Annotated in this window: 19 protein-coding genes and 1 riboswitch; of the genes, 14 read left to right on the top strand and 5 right to left on the bottom strand. The window is 36.8% G+C overall.

Going from position 1 to position 21,830, the window contains the following annotated elements; genetic code table 11:
• Window positions 1-10: 10 nt before the first annotated feature.
• Entirely contained in the window at window positions 11-493 is a 483-nt protein-coding gene (locus ACQKNR_RS20790) for a MarR family winged helix-turn-helix transcriptional regulator (protein ID WP_427320191.1), read from the bottom strand.
• A 231-nt stretch (window positions 494-724) separates the two neighbouring features.
• On the opposite strand from ACQKNR_RS20790, the gene ACQKNR_RS20785 reads away from it, so the two are divergent.
• From ACQKNR_RS20785 to ACQKNR_RS20740, 10 genes are all read left to right on the top strand, one after another.
• Window positions 725-961: a YiaA/YiaB family inner membrane protein gene (locus tag ACQKNR_RS20785; RefSeq protein WP_427320189.1), complete on the top strand. Its 237-nt coding sequence runs from the start codon at window positions 725-727 to the stop codon at window positions 959-961.
• Window positions 962-1,102: 141 nt separating this feature from the next.
• Window positions 1,103-1,393 (top strand): Asp-tRNA(Asn)/Glu-tRNA(Gln) amidotransferase subunit GatC, encoded by a 291-nt coding sequence (gatC, locus tag ACQKNR_RS20780; protein WP_000087000.1) that lies wholly within the window; start codon window positions 1,103-1,105, stop codon window positions 1,391-1,393.
• 15 nt (window positions 1,394-1,408) lie between these two features.
• A complete protein-coding gene (gatA, locus tag ACQKNR_RS20775; RefSeq protein ID WP_427320186.1) occupies window positions 1,409-2,866 on the top strand; it encodes an Asp-tRNA(Asn)/Glu-tRNA(Gln) amidotransferase subunit GatA in 1,458 nt (485 codons plus the stop codon).
• Window positions 2,867-2,880: 14 nt separating this feature from the next.
• A complete protein-coding gene (gatB, locus tag ACQKNR_RS20770; RefSeq protein ID WP_193413996.1) occupies window positions 2,881-4,308 on the top strand; it encodes an Asp-tRNA(Asn)/Glu-tRNA(Gln) amidotransferase subunit GatB in 1,428 nt (475 codons plus the stop codon).
• A 775-nt stretch (window positions 4,309-5,083) separates the two neighbouring features.
• Window positions 5,084-5,989, top strand: coding sequence for a diacylglycerol kinase (locus ACQKNR_RS20765; protein WP_000977677.1), 906 nt, complete (start codon window positions 5,084-5,086; stop codon window positions 5,987-5,989).
• Window positions 5,990-6,127: 138 nt separating this feature from the next.
• Window positions 6,128-6,883, top strand: coding sequence for an HAD family hydrolase (locus tag ACQKNR_RS20760; protein WP_427320184.1), 756 nt, complete (start codon window positions 6,128-6,130; stop codon window positions 6,881-6,883).
• 145 nt (window positions 6,884-7,028) lie between these two features.
• On the top strand, window positions 7,029-8,393 hold the full coding sequence (gene gabT, locus ACQKNR_RS20755; protein ID WP_427320182.1) for a 4-aminobutyrate--2-oxoglutarate transaminase: 1,365 nt from the start codon (window positions 7,029-7,031) through the stop codon (window positions 8,391-8,393).
• A 115-nt stretch (window positions 8,394-8,508) separates the two neighbouring features.
• Window positions 8,509-9,876 carry a sigma-54 interaction domain-containing protein gene (locus tag ACQKNR_RS20750; RefSeq protein WP_427320180.1) on the top strand — a complete coding sequence of 456 codons (1,368 nt, stop codon included), beginning with the start codon at window positions 8,509-8,511 and terminating at the stop codon, window positions 9,874-9,876.
• Window positions 9,869-11,320, top strand: coding sequence for an NADP-dependent succinate-semialdehyde dehydrogenase (gene gabD / locus ACQKNR_RS20745; RefSeq protein ID WP_427320178.1), 1,452 nt, complete (start codon window positions 9,869-9,871; stop codon window positions 11,318-11,320). The genes ACQKNR_RS20750 and gabD overlap by 8 nt, the downstream gene beginning before the upstream one ends.
• 47 nt (window positions 11,321-11,367) lie before the next feature.
• A complete protein-coding gene (locus ACQKNR_RS20740; RefSeq protein ID WP_427320176.1) occupies window positions 11,368-11,691 on the top strand; it encodes a DMT family transporter in 324 nt (107 codons plus the stop codon).
• Window positions 11,692-11,731: 40 nt separating this feature from the next.
• Here the strand turns inward: ACQKNR_RS20740 and ACQKNR_RS20735 are convergent, their stop codons facing one another.
• The 4 genes from ACQKNR_RS20735 to ACQKNR_RS20720 form a co-directional block, all read right to left on the bottom strand.
• Window positions 11,732-12,961, bottom strand: coding sequence for an aminopeptidase (locus ACQKNR_RS20735; protein WP_427320174.1), 1,230 nt, complete (start codon window positions 12,959-12,961; stop codon window positions 11,732-11,734).
• A gap of 116 nt (window positions 12,962-13,077) precedes the next feature.
• A complete protein-coding gene (locus ACQKNR_RS20730) occupies window positions 13,078-14,160 on the bottom strand; it encodes a polysaccharide deacetylase family protein (protein ID WP_427320172.1) in 1,083 nt (360 codons plus the stop codon).
• 158 nt (window positions 14,161-14,318) lie between these two features.
• Window positions 14,319-15,422: a polysaccharide deacetylase family protein gene (locus tag ACQKNR_RS20725; protein ID WP_427320170.1), complete on the bottom strand. Its 1,104-nt coding sequence runs from the start codon at window positions 15,420-15,422 to the stop codon at window positions 14,319-14,321.
• Window positions 15,423-15,692: 270 nt separating this feature from the next.
• On the bottom strand, window positions 15,693-16,889 hold the full coding sequence (locus ACQKNR_RS20720; RefSeq protein WP_427320168.1) for a NupC/NupG family nucleoside CNT transporter: 1,197 nt from the start codon (window positions 16,887-16,889) through the stop codon (window positions 15,693-15,695).
• A 202-nt stretch (window positions 16,890-17,091) separates the two neighbouring features.
• Window positions 17,092-17,193: riboswitch (purine riboswitch) on the bottom strand.
• Between the two features lie 121 nt (window positions 17,194-17,314).
• On the opposite strand from ACQKNR_RS20720, the gene rlmD reads away from it, so the two are divergent.
• From rlmD to ACQKNR_RS20700, 4 genes are all read left to right on the top strand, one after another.
• Entirely contained in the window at window positions 17,315-18,691 is a 1,377-nt protein-coding gene (rlmD, locus tag ACQKNR_RS20715; protein ID WP_427320166.1) for a 23S rRNA (uracil(1939)-C(5))-methyltransferase RlmD, read from the top strand.
• Between the two features lie 277 nt (window positions 18,692-18,968).
• Window positions 18,969-19,958, top strand: a complete 990-nt coding sequence (locus tag ACQKNR_RS20710) for a tRNA dihydrouridine synthase (RefSeq protein ID WP_427320164.1) — start codon at window positions 18,969-18,971, stop codon at window positions 19,956-19,958.
• A 348-nt stretch (window positions 19,959-20,306) separates the two neighbouring features.
• Entirely contained in the window at window positions 20,307-20,825 is a 519-nt protein-coding gene (locus ACQKNR_RS20705) for a DUF1456 family protein (protein ID WP_427320162.1), read from the top strand.
• 106 nt (window positions 20,826-20,931) lie between these two features.
• Entirely contained in the window at window positions 20,932-21,639 is a 708-nt protein-coding gene (locus tag ACQKNR_RS20700) for a M48 family metallopeptidase (RefSeq protein ID WP_427320160.1), read from the top strand.
• The last annotated feature ends 191 nt before the right edge of the window (window positions 21,640-21,830 follow it).

The following is a 21,830-nucleotide window of genomic DNA, read 5'->3' as shown; positions in this document are numbered from 1 at the left end:
AGCTAGGGCTTTATTCAATCGGAATGTTTTTTATTTTAGGTGTAGAAACCTTTTCTTCTGTTTTTTGCTGTGACGTAGCGATGTGATTCATGATCTTTTGGAAAATCTGTAGTAAGAATGCTTTTTCTTCTTCTGATAAGGCTTCTGTCACTAGGTTAAAGTAATGGGCCGCATTTTGTTTCACTTCTTGGACGAGTAAGATGCCGTTTTCTGTTAAACGAATTAATACAATACGTCTATCCTTTTCATCTCGATAACGTTCAATATATCCCTTTTTTACAAGGCGATTTACAACGCCTGTCGTTGTACTCATCGGTATATCAAGAAGTTCAGCAATTTTTGTCATTGTAATATCTGTATTTCGCTCCATCCAAAGTAAACAAAATACTTCTGTCTTAGAAAGTGTTAGATCAAGGCTTACCCATTCTTCAGGATAGAAAAGTTTCTTGGCGTTATCTAGCAGTAAATCTAAAAAATGTTCATATTGCAACAATTATTTCCACTCCCGTATATTTCGAGGTTCGTAATATTTGTTTTTATTTTATGTGGAGTTGAAATAAATGTCAATGATTTTGATTGTTTTTTCTGATTAGATAGAAAATTATCTTTGAAGTAGAATTTTTTTGTGATAGATTAATAAATAGAAAGAGAGAATTTACATAAAAATCCATCATAGCAAATATATTTATCTATAATGGATGTGCATCTAGCAAGGGGGAGAATGATGAGAAGACGAAATACGCAAGCGTTCACGTTTTTAGCATGGACTTCATTTGTTTGTGCGCTTTCAGGGATGCTAATTGGGATTTATACGTTAGATGAAACGCTTAGTGTAAAAGGGTACTATTTACTTGGAACATTATTTTTAACGATGTCTTGTTTTGTATTACAAAAAACAATTCGTGATAATGAAGAAGATAACGAGAGATTTCCGAAAAATGAACCGTTAGATAAAGATTAAATTGTAAAGAAAGGTATTTGCCTTTCTTTTTTTATGTAAAAATGCAGTAAGTGCCGTGTGTTGACTTGCTTGAAGTACTGAAAATTTGGTATCATCAATAGTATTGTAGATTGAACGATATATTATGGAGGTGGCCTAGCCGTGTCAAGAATTTCCGTTGAGAATGTAAAGCACGTAGCACATTTAGCACGTCTTGCAATTACTGATCAAGAAGCAGAAAAATTTCAAAAACAACTAGATGCAATCGTTACTTTTGCAGAACAGTTAAATGAATTAGATACAACAAACGTAAAACCAACAACTCATGTATTAACTATGAAAAATGTTATGCGTGAAGATGTACCAGAAAAAGGTTTACCAGTAGAAGAAGTATTAAAAAATGCACCGGATCACAAAGATAATCAAATCCGTGTTCCAGCAGTATTAGAATAGAGGAGGGGAATTTCGATGTCATTATTTGATCATTCAGTATCAGAATTACATAAGAAGTTAAACAACAAAGAAATTTCCGTTACGGATTTAGTAGAAGAATCTTACAAACGTATTGCGGATGTTGAAGATAACGTAAAAGCTTTTCTTACATTAGATGAAGAAAATGCACGCGCGAAAGCGAAAGAATTAGATGCTAAGATTGGCGCTGAAGATAATGGTTTACTATTCGGTATGCCTATCGGTGTAAAGGATAACATTGTAACTAACGGACTTCGTACAACTTGTGCGAGCAAAATATTAGCAAACTTCGATCCAATTTATGATGCGACAGTTGTACAAAAGCTAAAAGCTGCTGACACAATTACAATCGGTAAATTAAATATGGACGAGTTCGCAATGGGTTCTTCAAATGAAAACTCAGGTTTCTATGCTACGAAAAACCCATGGAACTTAGACTATGTTCCAGGTGGATCTAGTGGTGGTTCTGCGGCAGCTGTAGCAGCAGGAGAAGTATTATTCTCTCTAGGTTCTGATACGGGTGGTTCTATCCGTCAACCAGCTGCATATTGCGGTGTGGTAGGTTTAAAACCAACTTACGGACGCGTATCTCGTTACGGATTAGTAGCATTCGCATCATCACTTGACCAAATCGGACCGATTACACGTACAGTAGAAGACAATGCATACTTATTACAAGCTATTTCAGGTATTGACCGTATGGATGCAACTTCTGCAAATGTTGAAGTTGGAAACTACTTAGCTGGTTTAACAGGCGATGTTAAAGGTTTACGCATCGCTGTACCGAAAGAATACTTAGGTGAAGGTGTTGGCGAAGAAGCTCGTGAGTCAGTACTAGCTGCTTTAAAAGTATTAGAAGGTATGGGCGCAACTTGGGAGGAAGTATCCCTTCCGCACTCTAAATACGCTCTAGCAACATATTACTTACTATCTTCTTCTGAAGCATCAGCTAACCTTTCACGCTTCGATGGCGTACGTTACGGTGTTCGTTCTGATAATGTAAATAATTTATTAGATCTTTACAAAAACACACGTAGCGAAGGTTTCGGTGATGAAGTAAAACGTCGTATTATGCTTGGTACATTTGCTCTTAGCTCTGGTTACTATGATGCATATTACAAAAAAGCACAACAAGTACGTACATTAATTAAAAACGACTTTGAAAATGTATTTGCTAATTATGATGTTATTATTGGACCAACAACGCCAACTCCGGCATTTAAAGTGGGCGAAAAAGTTGATGATCCAATGATAATGTATGCAAACGACATTTTAACAATTCCAGTAAACTTAGCGGGTGTTCCAGCGATTTCTGTTCCATGTGGGTTCGGTGCTAACAACATGCCACTTGGTTTACAAATCATCGGTAAACACTTCGACGAAGCGACAATTTACCGCGTTGCACATGCGTTTGAGCAAGCAACAGACTATCATACAAAAAAAGCAAGTCTGTAAGGAGGCGAGCATAGATGAATTTAGAAACAATTATTGGTTTAGAGGTTCACGTTGAGTTAAAAACAAATTCGAAAATTTTCTCTGCGAGTCCAACAGAATTCGGAGCAGAGCCAAATACACAAACAAGTGTAATTGACTTAGGATACCCGGGGGTACTTCCTACTTTAAATAAAGAAGCAGTTAACTTTGCAATGAAAGCTGCAATGGCATTAAACTGTGAAATCGCAACGGAAACGAAGTTCGACCGTAAAAACTATTTCTATCCAGATAATCCGAAAGCTTACCAAATCTCTCAATTTGATAAGCCAATTGGAGAAAATGGTTGGATTGAAATCGAGGTAGACGGTAAAAAGAAACGTATCGGTATTACACGTCTTCATTTAGAAGAAGATGCTGGTAAATCAACGCATACAGCTGATGGATCATTAGTAGACTATAACCGTCAAGGTATGCCTTTAATTGAAATCGTATCTGAGCCAGATATGCGTACGCCAGAAGAAGCATACGCATACTTAGAGAAGTTAAAATCAATCATTCAATATACTGGCGTATCTGATTGTAAGATGGAAGAAGGTTCTCTACGTTGTGATGCGAATATTTCCCTTCGTCCAGTTGGACAAGAGAAGTTCGGTACAAAAGCAGAACTGAAAAACTTAAACTCTTTCACTTACGTGCAAAAAGGTCTTGAGCATGAGCAAGTGCGCCAAGAAAAAGAATTATTATCTGGTGGTATCATCCAACAAGAAACACGTCGTTATGATGAAGCAACGAAGAAAACAATCTTAATGCGTGTGAAAGAAGGATCTGACGATTACCGTTACTTCCCAGAGCCAGATTTAGTTGAACTTTACATCGATGATGAGTGGAAAGAAGAAGTTCGTGCTTCTATTCCAGAACTTCCAGATGCACGTAAAGCTCGCTACGTTGCAGAACTTGGCTTACCAGCTTATGATGCACACGTATTAACATTAACGAAAGAGATGTCAGATTTCTTTGAAGCAACTGTTGCAGACGGTGCTGATGCGAAATTAACATCAAACTGGTTAATGGGTGAAGTGCTTGCGTACTTAAACAAACAACAAAAAGAATTAAAAGACGTTGCATTAACGCCTGCTGGTTTATCTAAAATGGTTCAATTAATTGAAAAAGGTACAATTTCTTCTAAAATCGCGAAGAAAGTATTTAATGAATTAATTGAAAAAGGTGGAGATCCAGAGGAAATTGTTAAAGCGAAAGGTCTTGTTCAAATTTCTGACGAAGGCACACTTCGTAAGGTTGTAACAGAAATCCTTGATAATAATGAGCAATCTATTGAAGACTTTAAAAACGGTAAAGATCGTGCAATTGGCTTCTTAGTTGGTCAAATTATGAAAGCGACAAAAGGACAAGCAAATCCACCGCTTGTTAACAAAATCTTGCTTGAAGAGATTAATAAGCGATAAAGTGAAACTTTAATTAGTGGGGGTACCCCCACTAATTATTAGTTGAACCAATCGAGCATTTACGGCCAGTTGATCTCCCACCGAGTTTTTTTGTTTGATTCAAATTTTGAGGTAGGAGTCTTACTGGCCAAGAATAGCGGGATAAAAAAATAGTAGTAACTATTAAAGATTAAACAGAAAAGCACCCGTACATGGGTGTTTTTCTAGGTTAATCAAACGTTTGTTTAAATGAGACAAAATCGTTTAAACAAACGTTTGATTAACTGTCAAAAGTGGAAAACTGTTTGTATAGCAACTATGGTATGATAGTTGCAAAAAGGTGGGAATAATGATAAATCTAAACATAGAGGTTTTTTTCATCTCATGAAATAATAGATAGTTGTTATTCGTTATATGTAAATTTTTATGGAAGAATGGATAGACATAAAGTGAAACTTTAATCAGTGGGGGCTTTGTTCATCCCCCACTGATTATTAGTTGAACCAATCGGGCATTTACGGGCAGTTGATCTCCCACCTAACTTCTTTGCCCCAGCCGAATTTTGAGGTGGGAGTTTTACTGCCCGTTAATGCGGGATAAATTTCTTGGTCAAATAAAGCAACACGCCATTACGAGAGAATATTGCTTTTGATGGACTACACGAATCGGGTTCTTACTGCCTGTTTGAGCGGGATAAAAGAAGGATAGGAAGATGAGAGGAGGTAGGCATAGGAATACTGAATAGAAGTTCGGTATGTTCTTTTTCAATGAATAAGGAAATTTCCTGTGCTAATAAATGATGAAGCGAGCAAGAATTATTTATAATCCTACTTCTGGGCGTGAGCTGTTTAAGAAGAGCTTACCAGAAGTATTACAAAAATTAGAACAAGCTGGATATGAAGCGTCTTGTCATGCGACAACTGGTCCTGGAGACGCAACTGTGGCAGCGAGGCAAGCTGTAGAGCGTAAATTTGATGTTGTTATTGCGGCTGGCGGTGACGGTACGTTAAATGAAGTAGTAAACGGTTTAGTTGGACATGAATTCCGTCCTAAATTTGGAATTATTCCAGTTGGAACGACAAATGACTTTGCACGTGCAATCGGTGTGCCTCGTTCTATTGAAGAGGCAGCGGATATTATTTGTGAAGGTAAGACCGTACCATTAGACCTTGGTAGAGCGAACGATACATATTTTATTAACATCGCTGGTGGCGGTCGTATTACGGAATTAACGTATGAAGTACCGAGTAAGTTAAAGACCGTATTAGGACAACTTGCTTATTATTTAAAGGGTATCGAAATGTTACCGTCATTACATCCAACATATGTTGAAATTGAGTATGATGGAAAATTACTACAAGAAGAAATTACGATGTTTTTAATTACAAATACTCGTTCAGTTGGTGGATTTGAAAAGGTAGCACCATATGCATCTATTAACGACGGGCTATTTGATTTATTAGTGCTGAAAAAAGGTTCTATTGCGGATTTAATTAAAGCAGCAACGCAAGCGCAACGTGGTGAACATATTAATAATCCGAAAGTATTATATACACAAGCGAATCGAATTAAAGTCCATTCACCAGATAAGTTGATGATTAACTTAGACGGTGAATATGGTGGAGATGCACCGATGGAATTTGAAAATATGTACCATTGTCTTGAACTATTCGTTCCTGAACATCAAGAGGATGCCCTGTAAAGGCATCCTTTTTGTTTTTATAGAGGAATTGTAAATTGGAAGTTAGTTTGATTTTTATGGTATTTTTACAATTCATTTATTTTACATCCATATTTTATTGATACACTGAAGGGGATAAGAAATGGGAGGTAGGGTGCTATGGAGAAATTAAAAGCAATACTATTTGATAAAGATGGTACATTAATGGATTTTCATTCAATTTGGATAAAAGTAGCTGAAGAGCTTGTAGCGGAATGTATAAAATTATATCAACTCCCAGAGTCGATGCAGCCAACTCTATTAAAAGAAATCGGTGTGGATGGGGTATCTGTTCATCCACGTAGCGCACTGGCAGCTGGAACAAGCCTTGATATAGCAAAGGGGCTTTGTAAGTACATTACGTTATCTAAGGAAGAGGAAATGCATGAGTGGGTAAGTGAAAAATTATTTGCACTTATGTACGAGCATCGTTCCTATATGAGAATGACGGCGGATTTACCGGGAATTTTACAAGTTTTAAAAGATAGAGGATTTATTTTAGGTGTTGTTACAGCTGATGATTTCGCGCCGACAGAATTATTTTTAAAACAATATCAATTAGAGTCCTTTTTTGATTATGTTGTAGCTTCTGATACGTTTCCGGCACAGAAACCGGATAAAAGAATTGTAGAATCCTTTTGTGAAAGGTTTCATTTAGATGCATGTGAAGTGGCAGTCGTTGGAGATACGCCAACTGATTTATATTTAGCTAAAAACGGTGGTGATTGCTATGCAATTGGAGTACTATCTGGTACGGGAGACCGCCAAACTTTAGAACCACTTGCGGATTTAGTAGTACAATCTGTTGGGGATTTTATTTCGCATTCAGGTGAGTTTATTTGGGAACAAGGGAAGTCTAGTGCGCAAGGAAAATAAGTCTATAAAGACTCTTGATGAGTCTTTATAGACTTATTTTTTATGTCGAAATACAAAGAATATAGGTTGAATACAGGAAAGGAAAGTTGGCATACATTTTGCAATAAAAAGAGAAAACAATGTAAAGAAAAGGATGGGGTACGCGATGAATACAAAAAAATTTGCTAAAGTAAATGAACAAATTCCAGGACCAAAAGCAGCAGCTTTATTAGAACGCCGCCAAAATATAGTGCCAAAAGGAGTAAGTAACGGCATCCCAACGTTTGTACAGTCTGCAAATGGGGCTCTTGTAACAGATGTTGATGGTAATCAGTACATTGATTTCGCAGGAGCAATAGGGACAATTAACGTAGGACATTGTCATCCAGATGTTAAAGAAGCACTTCATAAACAAGTAGATCAATACATTCATACTGGATTTAATGTCATGATGTATGAGCCTTATATTGAATTAGCGGAAAAGCTTGCTGCATTAGCACCAGGACGTTTTGATAAACAAGTGCTATTTTTAAACAGTGGCGCTGAGGCAGTAGAGAATGCGGTGAAAATCGCCCGTAAATATACGAAAAGACCAGGTATTATCGCATTTTCTAAAGGTTTCCACGGGCGTACTTTAATGACAATGACGATGACAAGTAAAGTAAAGCCATATAAATTTGGATTTGGTCCATTTGCTCCAGAAGTATATAAAGCACCATTCCCATATGAGTACCGTCGTCCAGAGGGGCTAACGGAAGAACAGTATGATGATTTTATTATTGAAGAGTTCAAGAACTTCTTCATATCAGAAGTAGCACCAGAAACAATTGCGGCTGTTGTAATGGAACCCGTTCAAGGAGAAGGTGGATTTATCGTACCAAGTAAGAAATTTGTTCAAGAAGTACGCCGCATTTGTTCAGAGCACGGTATTTTATTTGTAGCGGATGAAATTCAAACAGGCTTTAGTCGTACAGGAAAATACTTTGCAATTGATCATTATGATGTCGTTCCGGATTTAATTACTGTGTCTAAATCATTGGGAGCAGGTGTACCGATAAGTGGTGTGATTGGGCGTAAAGAAATTATGAATGAGTCTGCACCAGGAGAGCTTGGCGGAACGTATGCAGGAAGTCCACTAGGGTGTGCGGCTGCATTAGCTGTACTTGATGTGATAGAAAAAGAGAAATTAAATGATAGAGCGATAGAATTAGGGAAAGTTGTAATGGACCGATTCCAAGAGATGAAAAATAAATATAATTGCATCGGTGATGTGCGCGGATTAGGAGCGATGTGTGCATTTGAACTTGTTACAGATCGCAAGACGAAAGTACCAGATAAAGCATTAACAGCTAATTTATGTGCAGAAGCAAATAAACGCGGATTACTTTTATTATCAGCTGGAACATATGGAAATGTTATACGTGTGTTAATGCCATTAGTTATTACAGATGAGCAACTTGAGGAAGGGTTAACGATAATTGAAGAGTCATTACAAGTTTGTTATGAGCAAGCGAACATTGCTCGTGTTTAAAAACTGAATTATAAATCGCAAACATTCTAGCTGACTCTATATAAAATGCGGAAAATTCACTTTATAATAGAGGTAGTGAAGTGAATTGATGGATTTGAAGTTAGGGGTGGCTAGGATGGTTGCAGAAAAGGAACGAGTGTTAATGGATTTAAAAGATGTATTTGAATATGCGTTTGACGAAATTTTTGTTACTGATGAGCAGGGGATCGTTGTACGTGTAAATAGTACATGTGAAAGGCACTATCAACTAGCTGCTGAAGAGTTAGTAGGTAAGCATGTGAAAGAATTGCAAAAGGATGGGATCTTTTATCCATCAGCAACATTAGAAGTGATCGAAAAAAAGAGACCGATTGAACTCGTTCAAACGACAAAATCAGGAGAGTATTTACATGTTCGTACAAGGCCTGTTTTTGATGATGAGGGAAATTTAAGAAGAGTGATTAGTTATTCTCGAGATCTTACTGAACTCTATCAATTGCGTCAAAAGGTAGAGGAAATGGATAATCAGTTAAAAACATATAAAAAAGAATTAAGAGAAACCTATGAGCATGAAGGCCTTATTTTTAAAAGCATTGCTATGCAAAAAATAGTCGAAACAATCAAAAAAGTATCTGTGGTAGATAGTACTGTTCTCGTATTAGGTGAGACTGGAGTGGGAAAAAGCCGATTAGTACGCCATTTACATGAAGTGAGTCACCGAAAAAATGAAAGTTTCTCTGAAATTAATTGTGCGGCATTACCGACGAATTTAATTGAATCGGAACTTTTTGGATATTCAGGTGGATCTTTTACAGGTGCAAATCGTGAAGGGAAAAAGGGGTTATTAGAATCAGCGCATAAAGGGACTCTTTTCTTAGATGAAATTGGTGAAATGCCGCTTGAAATTCAAGCGAAGCTGTTACAAGTATTGCAAGAAAAAACGTTTCGTCCTATAGGCGGAAGAGAATTAAAAAAGGTGGACGTTAGAATTGTAGCGGCAACAAATAGAGATTTAAGTGAGATGGTGAAACAAGGGACATTCAGAAAAGATTTATACTATCGTCTGAATGTCATTCCAATTTCAATTCCGCCACTTCGGGAAAGAACAGAAGACATTTTACCGCTCATTTATCATTATTTACAGCACTTTAATACAAAGTACGGACGTGATGTAAAGTTAGCACCTAGTACGTTACAAATGTTTGTCGGATACCCGTGGGAAGGAAACAATAGGGAAATAGAGAATGTAATTGAAAGAATTGTTATCACTACAGATGATTTTGTAACGGTAGAAGATTTGCCACTATCTATGCAAGAGGCCACAGTTGAACAATCTGGCCAAAGTCTTTATAGAATGCTGGAAGAGGTAGAGAGAAATATTATTCTTAAAGCATATAAAACGTATGGATCAAGTTATAAAGTGGCTGAGTTTTTGCAAATAAGTCAATCTGCTGCTACTAGGAAGATTAAGAAGTTCATAGAGGAGGAAGAAAACATTGGATAAAAAAGTGATGTTCGTAAACTTAGATAAAAAGGCAATGTATATAAATGGCGAGTGGATTACGTTACAAGAACAAATTGAAATTAACAATCCAGCAACACAAGAAGTATTTGCAACTGTACCTAAAGGCGGAGTAACAGAGGCAAAGCAAGCTGTTGATGCTGCACATGAAGCTTTTAAAACATGGTCTAAGTTAACAGCAGCGGATCGTGCAGTGAAATTAAAAAAGTGGTTTACACTTATTGATGAAAATAAAGAAGAAATCGCAGCGATTATGACGAAGGAGCAAGGAAAGCCATTTGCAGAAGCACTTGGTGAAGTGAATTATGCAAATAGTTTTGTTGAATGGTATGCGGAAGAAGGGAAACGCGTATATGGCGAAATGATTCCTGCTTCTCATCCGAATAAACGTATTTTAGTTATGAAGCAACCGGTTGGCGTTATGGCAGCTATTACACCTTGGAACTTCCCGGCTGCTATGATTACAAGAAAGGTAGCTCCAGCGCTTGCAGCAGGCTGTACGGCAGTTGTGAAACCTGCAAGTCAAACACCATTAACTGCATTGAAATTAGCCGAATTAGCCCATGAAGCAGACATTCCGAAAGGCGTCATAAATATTGTAACAGGTAGTGCGAAAGCAATTGCTGATACGTGGATGGAAGATGGCCGCGTTCGAAAAGTGTCTTTCACAGGATCAACTGAAATCGGGAAAGAATTAATGGCTAGTGCTGCACAAACGATGAAAAAAGTTTCATTAGAATTAGGTGGCCACGCACCATTTATCGTAATGAATGATGCTGATTTAGATAAAGCGGTAGAAGCGGTGATTGGTTCGAAATTCCGTAACGCAGGACAAACATGTATATGTACAAACCGAGTATTCGTTCAAGAAGAAGTGTACGAAGTATTTGTAGAGAAGTTCCAAACGGCAGTAGGGCAACTGAAAGTAGGAGACGGCTTCGGTGACGGAACTACTGTAGGACCACTTATTGATGAGAATGCAGTTTCAAAAGTACAAGAACATATCGAAGATGCTATTCAAAAGGGCGGAGAAGTTTTATATGGTGGCCAAAAAATTGCAGAGTTAGATGGACACTTCATTCAACCGACTGTAATTGGATTGGCGAATGATACGATGCTTTGTATGAACGAAGAAACATTTGGGCCAGTTGCACCTGTTGCGAAATTTAAAACAGTTGAAGAAGTAATCGAACGTGCAAATAATACACCATACGGTTTGGCAGCGTATATTTTCACAAAAGATATTAGTCAAGCATTCCAAATTAGCGAAGCGCTAGAGTACGGCATTATCGGTTTAAATGACGGTCTTCCGTCAGTTGCACAAGCACCATTTGGTGGGTTTAAAGAAAGTGGTATCGGCCGTGAAGGAGGCCATTTCGGTATCGAGGAATATTTAGAAATTAAATATATTTCATTAGGACTATAAGTAGTATACTAGAATCTCTATAAGGTCACAGAGAAGGAGATTCTAGTATGGTATATTGGCTATTATTACTTGTTACAATTATTTTTGAAGTAGCTGGAACAATTGCGATGAAACTATCGAACGGTTTAACAAAAATTGTTCCAAGTGTACTTATTTTCGTATTCTACGGCATTTGTTTTAGTGTATTTGCTATCGTTGTTAAAAAGATTCATTTAAGCATTGCTTATGCAATTTGGTCTGGTGTAGGAACGCTCCTTATTACAATCATTAGTGTGTACTTCTTTAAAGAGCATATTAGCTTATTCCAAGCATTTTGTATTCTCTTTATTGTTTTAGGAGTAATTGGACTTAAGGTTTCATCGGCATCATAAAAGGCTACCTTCCAGTGTGGAAGATAGCCTTTTATTTTTATTAAAACGCCCAGTTACCTTTACGGAAGATTGGTTCGTGTCTTCCATCAGCTGTAATACCGTCGATATCAAGTTCAGCTGAGCCAATCATAAAGTCTTCGTGTGTAATACTAGCGTTTGCACCATTTTCAGCAAGTTCTTCTTTAGACATTGTTTTTCCACCAACTAAGTTAAATGCATAAGCATTTCCGATTGCAAGGTGGCAAGATGCATTTTCGTCAAATAGTGTATTGTAGAATAAAATATTTGTGTTTGAAATTGGTGAATCATGAGGTACTAAAGCTACTTCTCCTAAGAAGTGAGAACCTTCATCTGTTTCTACTAAATGTTTTAAAGCTTCTTCACCAGCTTCAGCTTTATAGTCTACGATACGTCCGTTTTCAAATGTTAATGTGAAGTTATCGATAATGTTACCTGCAAATGCTAACGGCTTTGTGCTAGACACTTGGCCGTTTACGCCTGTTTTAAGTGGCATTGTAAATACTTCTTCAGTTGGAATGTTAGCCATAAATGGTACGTTCTTTTCATTTAGACTACCAGCACCAGCCCATACATGCTTTTCTGGAAGTTCAATCGTTAAATCTGTTCCAGGGCCTGTATAGTGAAGAGCTTTATAGTGCTTTTCGTTTAAGTAATCAACTTTTGTATGTAGCGTTTCATCATGTTCTTTCCATGCTTCCACAGGATTTTCTAAATCAGCGCGAGTAGCTTTGAAGATAGCATCCCATAGTTTTGCTTCTTGTTCTTCTGGCGCTACATCAGGGAATACTTTTGCAGCCCATTCTTTCGTAGGAACAGAAATTACACACCAGCTTACTTTATCTGCTTGTACATAATCACGGTATACTTTCATCGCTTCTCCAGCTACTTTATGAGCAGTTGCGATACGCGTTGGTTCTACACCTTTTAATAAGTCAGGATTTTCTGCATAAATAGACATAAATGCAGCGCCTTCTTTTGCTAATTCTTCACGAGAATGTGCTTTCCAAGATGGGAACTCAGCAAATGCTTCTTCAGGAGCTAGATCGAACTTTAAGCGTGTTAACGTCTCATCATTCCAATCCACATATACGTGTTTTGCACCAGATTTATATGCTTTTTCTGTAACGAGGCGTACAAATTGCACAGCCTCAAGAGGTGCACTAATTGATAATGTTTGTCCTGGTTGAATATTAACACCGACATTAACTGCAAGGGCAGCATATTTCTCTAACGTTTGTTCAAATGACATATGTATAATCTCCTTTAATTTGAAAGATTTCTTACTATATATAATACAAGAAAATTCAAAAAATATATATAAATATACCGTAAAAAGAGAGCTCAAAATGTAATGAGCTCTCATATTTATTTAATGGAAGAAGCAAATTGTTCAACTGTAGTTGTATGGTGTATACGAACGCGCTTCATTTTTAGTAATTCATCTTGTTCACCTTTCGTAATGAATTGTCCAGGCTTTGTTGTCGTTGCAAATTGATAGTATTTCTTCGTTTCTGCGACAACTTTATCATCTACATGGCCGAATGGATAAGCAATTGCGATAACAGGCTTACCTGTTATTTTTTCTAGCTTTTCTTTCGATCCTTTTAACTCTTCTTCATAGTTGGTTATTTTCGGCAAGTCTGCATGTGTTGCTGTATGAGATTGTACAGAGAAAATGCCGGAATCAACCATTTCTTTTATTTCAGATGTAGAAAGAGATCCGTCTGCATCAACGTTATCTACGATCATATATTCCGTTGCCGCTGGTTTAAAAGTATCATCTTTTAGCTTTTGTAAAACACGAAATGCATTCATATTATTTTTCATACCATCATCAAATGTAACGAAAATCGGTTTATTTACTTTATTTATATCGCCCCAGCGTTCAAAAGTTAACAATGTATAATCGTTGTCTTTTAAATATTTCATTTGTGCTTCAAAGTTAGCAGGTGATACGAATAAGTCTTTAATACCTTGTCCGTGATAATCGTCAATTGCGTGGTACATAAGAACAGGGACTTTTTGCTCGAAAGTCATAGTAGATTTTGTGAGCGGGATCGTTTTCCCATCTTCCTTAATTCCTGTTGCTTCAATTTGAAACTCACCGCGTTTTCCTTCAAATTCTTTTATATCAAAGGGGAGTGTAAATTGTTTCTCTTTTTCTTTAGAAGAAAAAGATTTAGCATGTTCCTTTCCATCAGCAGTGCGCCAAATTTTATATTGTACTTCGATTAAAGAATCCTTTATGTCTGTAATATGAATACTTGTGTTTGTAGATTCGTGTGTAATTGGATTATAAGAAATTTTTCCTTGTTCTTGCACAGTCTCTGCTTGTTTCTTAACTTCTTGAACCTTTTTCTCTTTTTGAGGTTCTGGACTTACGTTGCTAGTATTACACCCTGCTAAAATGGCAGACGTACATAAAGCAATTGCTGCGTATTTTCTCATAAAATCACCTTCTATTGTGTAGTATGTTGCATACTTATATTTAAAATCCCCACCGCTATAAGAGAGGTGGGGACATACCCTTGTTCATCATATCATTTTTAGATGTGAGAGAGGTTAATGGTTTTCAATAGATCTATTCTTTCGCATTTTAGTAAAGTTTACTTTATAAGGGATATGAATTTCTCCATCGATGTATTAGGCCCTACAAAATGGCGTTTAATTAAGTATTGTTCGTTTGGAATGCCTTTTGTAATGTGATTACCGTGGTCAGTAGTTACTGCGAACTCATAATATTTTTTTGTTTCTTCAACAGCTGGATCATTATACGACCCTACTGGATAGGCGAGAGCGATGACTTTTTTACCCGTAAGAGCTTCAATTTTTTCTTTCGAACCACGTAATTCCTCATCATAATTACTTGAATAAGCCATCATCGTATGATTAGCGGTATGAGATTGAATAGAAAAAATTCCTGAATCCATCATTTGTTTTATATCATCTGTCGATAGGCGATTTGGTTTGTCTATCTCATTTGCAGTAAGAAATTCAGTTGCAGCAGGTTGAAATTTATCATCTTTTAATTTTTGTAAAATATGAAGAGCATTCATATTATTTTTTCGACCATCATCCATTGTTACAAAAATAGGTTTATTTACACGATTTATATCATTCCAACGCTCAAATGTAAGCATCGTATAACCGTTATCCTTTAAATATTGCATATGTTTTTCGAATTGTTCAGGTGGTACGTATAAGCCATAATCCCCATCACTTGGTCCAGGGTATTTTTCAATCGCATGGTACATTAAAAGTGGTACATGCTGCTGGAATGTAATTTTAGATGTTACTAGATTTGTTTCAGTATTATCTTCTTTGATTCCTACTGTTTCAATTTGAAATTCACCACGTTTTAAATGAAATGTTTTTAAATGAAGTGGGAGGGCGAAATTACGATCTTTTTCTTGTGAAGTAAAAGTCTGTTTGCTTTCAGGGCCATCAGCAGTACGCCAAATGTTGTAACGTACTTGTTTAAAGGAATCTCTTAAATCTTTTGTATAAAGCGTGGTATTTTGTGCGTTATATTCATACGGATCCCACGTAATAACCCCTTGTGTTAAAGGGATTTCTACTGCTTTTGCTTTTTTCTGTTCAACTGCTTGTTTCGCTGTTGTTTCTTTTATTTGTTTATCACTAGCATTACTAGTGTTACAACCTACGAGAATAGCAGAAGAAAATAAAGCGATATATGTATATTTCTTCATTATATCATCCTTCTATTGTGTTTTAATTATAGTCACTTATGTCATGAAATCGTCATTCGTATAAGTGACTATAACTCAAATTTTAGGTTCTAAAAAATTTGAGTTATACCCTTGTCCATCATAACACCATAGAATATATAGGGGAATACATTTTTGGAATAATTCGGCAAAAGGTCTTGCTTTTTTCTGGAGTAGTTTACATATAGAAGATAGTAAAAAAACTCCACTCAAACTTCCTTTAGAAAAAGAGAAGTAAGGTGGAGTTTTTTATTAGATAAACAATCCAGCGATTGTCGCAGATAAAATAGAAGCAAGTGTTGATGCGAATAGCATTTTCCAACCAAATTTAGATACGACGCTTCCTTGTTTTTCAGAAAGGGCACGGATTGTACCGACGATCGCACCAATTTGGCTAATACTTGCGAAGCTAATTAAGAATACTGTAACGATTCCAACTGTACGTGGAGATAATGTTGATGCAACACCTTTTAAATCAAGGATGGCTACAAACTCGTTTAATACAATCTTCGTACCCATAATACCACCAGCTGGGATAATATCGTGAGCTGGAATACCCATTAAGAATGCGAATGGAGCAAGTACGTAACCGAAGATTTGTTGTAACGTAACAGCATGTCCCATTGCACCTGAAGCTGCGCTAATTACGTAGTTCACAACTTCCATCACACCGATGAAGGCAATCATTAATGCAGCAACGATACCAGCTACTTTTAAACCGTCAAGCGCACCGTTAATCATTGCGCCGATAAAACTGTCTCCGAATAGAGTTCTATCAAATTTTTGAATCACTTCGTCTTCTTTTTTCGTATCAACTGGTGTTAATAACGAACAAACGATTAAGCTTGAGAATAAGTTTAGCGGAAGAGCTGCTAGTACGTATTTTGCATCTAACATCATAACGTATGATGCTGTAACAGAAGCAGAAACTGAGCTCATCGCAGAACAACAAATGATAAACATACGGTTTTTATTGAAATGTTGTAAATCGTTTTTAATAACGATTAGCGCTTCACTTGAACCGAAGAATACAGAGTTTACTGCGTGGAATGATTCAACACGTGGTAAACCAGTAATTTTTGAAATTGCACCGCCGACAACGCGAACGATGAATGGTAAAACACCTAAATAACTAAAGATTGAAAGTAGTGCTGAGAAAAATACGATAATTAATAATACGTTTAAGAAAAAGACAAAATCTCTTTGAATTCCATTAAAGAGAAAATCGACACCTGTCGTACCAAGTTTAATTAGTTTGTTGAAAACTTTACTAATGAAAATAATAATTTGTTGACCAATCTTTGTGCCAAACATAAACCAACCAATTAAAATTTGGAAACCAATCATAATTGCAATTGCACGGAAGTTGATTTTACTTTTGTTGTTTGACAAAGCAAAACATAAACCTAAAACGACAAGAATACCGATAATGCTCATTACATATTGCATGTAGTTGCCCCTTTCAGAAGTTCGTATAAAGTTTGTACATAAAACGCTCGTTATATTACTAAAAATAAAATGAAGAGGTTTTATGTCATACGTAAGATGTCTGACCTTTTAGAAAAATAAAAATAAAAAAAGACCCATATGGATTCACTTTCATCTATGAGAGAAAGCTAATCAATATGAGTCCTTTTTTGCGCATAGGCTAATATTCATTAGTTTTCCCCATAGTCCAGCAATTTAAGGTTGCCGGGTAGAAACTCTCGATCCATATTATCAAGTATATATGAGGTAACATCGTCCGTATTAAATTAGTAGTAGCGTAACATTAACAGAGAAGTATCGTCAATAGCTTTTTTTCTTCCAATAGAAATAGACCATATAAGTATGATAAAATGTAACGCAGTGTTATGAAAAAGAGAGGTCGGAAAATGAGTAATAAAATGACGCCACCAGTTGAGAAAAACGAGTTTATAGATGTAGTATTTGAAGATTTGACGCACGATGGTGCCGGTGTTGCGAAAGTAAAAGGCTATCCTATTTTCGTCAAAAACGGATTACCAGGTGAGGAAGCGCAAATTAAAATTATTAAAGTGAAGAAAAACTTCGCATTTGGTCGTTTAATGAAGATTCATACAGAAAGCCCATATCGTAAAGATGCAGAATGCCCAGTATATAACCAGTGCGGCGGTTGTCAGCTTCAGCACTTAACATATGAAGGACAATTACAAGCGAAAGAAAAACAAGTACGTGACGTTATGCAGCGCATCGGCGGACTAAGTGATGTTCCTGTTCATCCTGTACTTGGCATGAAAAACCCATGGGTATACCGTAATAAAGCACAAGTACCAATCGGAGAACATGAAGGCGGACTTGTAGCTGGTTTCTATCGTCAAGGAACACATGACATCATCAATATGGAATCATGTTTAATTCAGGCGGAAGAAAACGATGCACTTATTCAAGAAGTAAAACGTATTTGCGAAAAGCACGGTATCTCGGCGTACAACGAAGAGCGTAACAAAGGAACACTTCGCCATGTAATGGCTCGTTACGGACAAGTAACAGGGGAAATTATGCTTGTCTTCATTACACGTACAGCAGAATTGCCAAACAAAAAAGCAATCATTGAAGAGATTGCAGCGAAATTCCCAGAAGTAAAATCAATCGTTCAAAACGTAAATACGAAGCGTACAAACGTAATCTTCGGAGACACAACGACAGTACTGTACGGATCAGAATATATTTATGACTTTATCGGTGACATTAAATTTGCGATTTCAGCACGTTCATTCTATCAAGTAAACCCAGAGCAAACGAAAGTGCTATACGATAAAACGTTAGAATATGCAAAATTAAATGGTAACGAAACAGTAATCGACGCATATTGCGGAATCGGATCAATCTCTTTATTCCTAGCGCAAAAAGCGAAGAAAGTATACGGCGTTGAAATCGTCCCAGAAGCAATCGAAGACGCAAACCGAAACGCAGCGTTAAACAACATGACAAACGCTGAATTCGCAGTAGGAGAAGCAGAAGTAGTCATTCCAAAATGGTACAAAGAAGGCGTAATTGCCGACACAATGGTCGTGGACCCACCGCGTAAAGGCTGTGATGAAGCATTACTAAACACAATCATTGACATGAAGCCAAAACGCGTCGTATACGTATCATGTAACCCCGCAACATTAGCACGTGACTTAAAAGTATTAGAAGAAGGTGGATATAAAACACAGGAAGTACAACCTGTTGATATGTTCCCGCATACTACGCATGTGGAGTGTGTGGCTTGGCTTACGTTGGTATAATAGAAAAGCAGTTGATATAGAAAAATCTATACCATCTGCTTTTTGGTTTATCCCGTAAAAGCCCGATTGGTTCAACTAATAATCAGTGGGGATGAAGAAACCCCCACTGATTAAAGTTTCACTTTATAAAAATACCATTCAGCAACGATTTTAGTTAAAATAAATATTGCTGATTTTCACAAATTATAAATGTCCAAATGTACTGGTGTTATTTGGCCTTATATTTTTTAATTGAGAGTTTGAATTTGTATTCATAGTGAGAGGATTTGAATTTGAAATGATAGATAATTTTTGGCGTGATTTACCGCGACCATTTTTTGTACTTGCACCAATGGAAGATGTGACAGATGTTGTTTTCCGTCATGTAGTAAGTGAAGCTGGTCGCCCGGATGTATTTTTCACAGAGTTTACAAACTCGGATAGCTATTGCCATCCAGAAGGTATGAAAAGTGTGCGTGGCCGTTTAATTTTTACAGAAGATGAACAGCCAATGGTGGCACATATTTGGGGAGATAATCCTGAATATTTCCGTCAAATGAGTATTGGTATGGCGGAGCTAGGATTTAAAGGCATCGATATTAATATGGGCTGCCCGGTACCGAATGTGGCATCGAGAGGAAAAGGTAGTGGCCTTATTCTACGTCCAGACGTTGCGGCAGAACTTATTCAAGCAGCAAAAGCGGGCGGACTGCCTGTCAGCGTAAAAACACGACTTGGCTTTAAAGAGTTAAGTGAGTGGGAGGATTGGTTAACGCACATTTTCAAACAAGACATTGCGAACCTTTCTATTCATTTACGTACAAGAGAAGAAATGAGCCAAGTAGATGCGCACTGGGAACTAATTCCGGAGATCAAAAAATTACGTGACCGTATCGCACCAAATACGCTCCTAACAATTAATGGAGACATTCCTGACCGTCAAACTGGGATGGAACTTGCTGAAAAATACGGCATTGATGGCGTGATGATCGGACGAGGTATCTTTAAAAATCCATTTGCTTTTGAAAAAGAGCCAAGAGAGCATAGCAGTAAAGAACACCTAGATCTTTTAAGACTGCAGCTTGATCTTCAAGATCAATATGCAGAAGTACTACCACGTTCCATCACAGGGCTTCATCGCTTTTTCAAAATTTATGTAAAAGGTTTCCCTGGAGCTGCTGAACTAAGAAATCAATTAATGAGCACGAAATCGACGGATGAAGTGCGTGCTTTGCTTGATAAGTTTGAAGAGAGTGTTGATGGGGTTGGGGATAGTGAAATGGTGTAACTTTTAAAGAGTTGCATCAGTTCATGTGTTGTGTGAAGTAGCTGAGTTTAAAATAAGCGTAGAGCTGGAAAAGAACAGTGTATTTGAGAAAATCAAAGCACTGTTTTTTCTTTTAGTTAATGTTAAGAGGGAAATCTTTTTATAGGCATACAACAAACACATAAGAGATCCTTAGATACAATGGTGGAGAAAAGTTCGAGTAAGACTATAAAACCTATCTTTAAAATGTTAAAGTATTAATTTAGCGGACATTAACTAAAAGGTTATATTAAACATGATAATTTAAAGCATGTTGAAGGATAAACTTTAACAGCTGTATAAATAATCAACATTTCAGGAGGAAAAACAATGGCAATGAGCAACAACGATATATTAAAAAGAGTAAGATATGCTATGGATATAAAAGATATAGATATGGTAGAAATCTTCAAACTTGGTGGTATGGAAGTAACGAAAGAAGACGTAGTTGATATGCTTACAAAAATAAAGAAAACTCCTCAACATGAAGCTGAAAATGCTGATGTAGTCGAAGATGAGTACGTATTAACATGCGATATGATGATGTTAGAGGCATTTTTAAATGGATTTATTACGTTAAAAAGAGGAAAGCAAGATCCGAAGCCAGGACAACCAGCACCTGTACAGAGCAAGGAGAGTGCCAATAACCTTCTTCTAAAGAAAATGAAAATCGCACTATCTTTAACGAGTGAGGATGTACTTGATATATTAGATAGCGTGGGCGTTACGGTAACAAAAGGAGAGTTAGGCGCTCTGTTAAGAAAAAAAGGCCATAAAAATTACAAAGAGTGCGGCGATAGATACGCGAGGAATTTCATCAAAGGATTAGCTGTAAAGTATAGAGGATAATAAGTTTGTTAAAGCAGTAAATGATATAATAGGTAGAGTAGGACGTTTGTATCCTACTCTTTTTTATTTGTAAAAATAATTATGAACGAATACGTTAGGTGATGAAATGGTACATACATATTTAGGTGAGACGATTAATTTTCATATAAATTATAAGAAGAAAAAATCTGTACGTCTTTATGTAGATTCTTACGGAAATGTGGAAGTGCAAGCTCCGAAAGGGACGCCTGTTGAATATATAGTCCAGTTGTTAGAGGAGAAATGGGATTGGATTCAGAAAACACGTAAGGAAATACAGGAGAGAGTACGTGGTCCACAGGAAAAGGCTTATGATCAAGGAGAAGGTTTTCTATATTTAGGAAAAACGTATCCGATACAGATTTCTCAAGATGTAAGTATTACGCAAGACAATGCAGTGTTTGAAGGGGATAAGCTACATATTTATGTGAAAGAGCTTCAGGATGAGAAAATACAACAAGCTTTAAAACGATTTTACTATAAGCAGTGCAAAGCATTAGTAGAGAAGAGTATTAAAGCGCATCAAAGTAACTTTAAAACAAAACCGCGTTCTATTCGTATTACAGATAGTAGTCGTACGTGGGGCACTTGTGATTCAAATCTACAGTTAACGTTTAATTGGAAGCTAGCAATGGCACCTCAGAGGGTAATTGACTATGTAGTTGTTCATGAGATGTGCCATATGGTTCATTTAAATCACGACCGCTCTTTTTGGCGCCTTGTCGGGAAGATAATGCCTGATTATAAGGAAATGGAGAACTGGTTAGCGTTATCTAGTTGGAAGATGACGATTTAACAGGTTATATCGATTTTTCTCGGTAAATCGATATTCCTTGTCGAATCGCCGATAAATTTGAGAAATCGCTGATAAATTTGAGAAATCGCTGATAAATTTGAGAAATCGCTGATAAATTTGGAGTTGTGGTCGATAAATTTAAAGAATCGCTAATATAATTTCATTTACCAAAGAATTGTTCGGCGGGGAGA

It is taken from the genome of Bacillus sp. NPDC094077, from assembly GCF_050279465.1.
Taxonomy (GTDB): Bacteria; Bacillota; Bacilli; order Bacillales; family Bacillaceae_G; genus Bacillus_A.
Note: the sequence above shows the minus strand (reverse complement) of the source record. Positions and strands in the feature narration are given on the sequence as shown.

What these genes read in the sequence shown, in the direction of transcription:
- ACQKNR_RS20740 (WP_427320176.1), top strand. Translation starts at nt 11,368, where the DNA reads ATGGTATATTGGCTATTATTACTTGTTACAATTATTTTTGAAGTAGCT.
- gatA (WP_427320186.1), top strand. Translation starts at nt 1,409, where the DNA reads ATGTCATTATTTGATCATTCAGTATCAGAATTACATAAGAAGTTAAAC.
- ACQKNR_RS20720 (WP_427320168.1), bottom strand. Translation starts at nt 16,889, where the DNA reads ATGCAATATGTAATGAGCATTATCGGTATTCTTGTCGTTTTAGGTTTA.
- ACQKNR_RS20750 (WP_427320180.1), top strand. Translation starts at nt 8,509, where the DNA reads ATGGTTGCAGAAAAGGAACGAGTGTTAATGGATTTAAAAGATGTATTT.
- gatB (WP_193413996.1), top strand. Translation starts at nt 2,881, where the DNA reads ATGAATTTAGAAACAATTATTGGTTTAGAGGTTCACGTTGAGTTAAAA.
- ACQKNR_RS20725 (WP_427320170.1), bottom strand. Translation starts at nt 15,422, where the DNA reads ATGAAGAAATATACATATATCGCTTTATTTTCTTCTGCTATTCTCGTA.
- ACQKNR_RS20765 (WP_000977677.1), top strand. Translation starts at nt 5,084, where the DNA reads ATGATGAAGCGAGCAAGAATTATTTATAATCCTACTTCTGGGCGTGAG.
- ACQKNR_RS20700 (WP_427320160.1), top strand. Translation starts at nt 20,932, where the DNA reads ATGGTACATACATATTTAGGTGAGACGATTAATTTTCATATAAATTAT.
- ACQKNR_RS20705 (WP_427320162.1), top strand. Translation starts at nt 20,307, where the DNA reads ATGGCAATGAGCAACAACGATATATTAAAAAGAGTAAGATATGCTATG.
- ACQKNR_RS20710 (WP_427320164.1), top strand. Translation starts at nt 18,969, where the DNA reads ATGATAGATAATTTTTGGCGTGATTTACCGCGACCATTTTTTGTACTT.
- ACQKNR_RS20760 (WP_427320184.1), top strand. Translation starts at nt 6,128, where the DNA reads ATGGAGAAATTAAAAGCAATACTATTTGATAAAGATGGTACATTAATG.
- ACQKNR_RS20735 (WP_427320174.1), bottom strand. Translation starts at nt 12,961, where the DNA reads ATGTCATTTGAACAAACGTTAGAGAAATATGCTGCCCTTGCAGTTAAT.
- ACQKNR_RS20785 (WP_427320189.1), top strand. Translation starts at nt 725, where the DNA reads ATGAGAAGACGAAATACGCAAGCGTTCACGTTTTTAGCATGGACTTCA.
- gabT (WP_427320182.1), top strand. Translation starts at nt 7,029, where the DNA reads ATGAATACAAAAAAATTTGCTAAAGTAAATGAACAAATTCCAGGACCA.
- rlmD (WP_427320166.1), top strand. Translation starts at nt 17,315, where the DNA reads ATGAGTAATAAAATGACGCCACCAGTTGAGAAAAACGAGTTTATAGAT.
- ACQKNR_RS20730 (WP_427320172.1), bottom strand. Translation starts at nt 14,160, where the DNA reads ATGAGAAAATACGCAGCAATTGCTTTATGTACGTCTGCCATTTTAGCA.